The sequence below is a fragment of the Defluviimonas sp. D31 genome (genome assembly GCF_033436765.1).
GTDB lineage: Bacteria > Pseudomonadota > Alphaproteobacteria > Rhodobacterales > Rhodobacteraceae > Albidovulum.
In genome coordinates this window covers 1-562 of record NZ_JAWQFN010000071.1, presented here as the reverse complement: position 1 = coordinate 562, position 562 = coordinate 1, and the positions used below count along the sequence as shown (strand labels likewise).

The 562-nt window shown below is 60.3% G+C and carries 1 pseudogene; it reads right to left on the bottom strand.

Features of this window, described 5'->3' with window-relative positions:
* Positions 1–498 (bottom strand): annotated as a pseudogene (locus R5H32_RS20930) (IS5 family transposase); the annotation flags it as partial.
* Positions 499–562: the final 64 nt, after the last annotated feature.

Below are 562 nucleotides of genomic sequence, written 5' to 3'. Positions count from 1 at the left end.
GGTTGTCGGCCATGACCATGTCGAAGCCAAGGTAATCCGATGTCTGGCCGGGCGTGATCTCGGACCTCATGGGCAGGCCCGCACCGTTGACGCGGAGGTGGATCTTGGTCGTGAAGCCACCACGAGAACGGCCGAAACCCTGTCGCGGAGTCCCCCTTTAGCGCCCGCTGCCTGATGATGGGCGCGGACCACGGTGCTGTCGATCATTTGCAGGGCGTGCGGAACAGCCCCGCTTTGGTTCAGGGCATCCAAGATGACTTCCCACAATCCTGCCAGCGTCCAGCGCCGGAACTGCCGATAAACGCTCGACCACTTGCCGAACTCTTCCGGTAGATCGCGCCACGGAGAGCCCGTTCGGGCGATCCAGAAAATCCCGTCCAGAACAAGACGATGGTTCGTGGGTTTGCGTCCATTCGGGGCGCGGACGGCAAAGATGAAGGGCTCAAAGAACGCCCACTCATCGTCCGACATCAGGTCTCGTGCCAAGCTGGTCTCCATCGCAGATACCAGCTTGAATCATGATCAGGCGTCCCTGTGAATCCCTTTTGTCAACAGGCCCTAG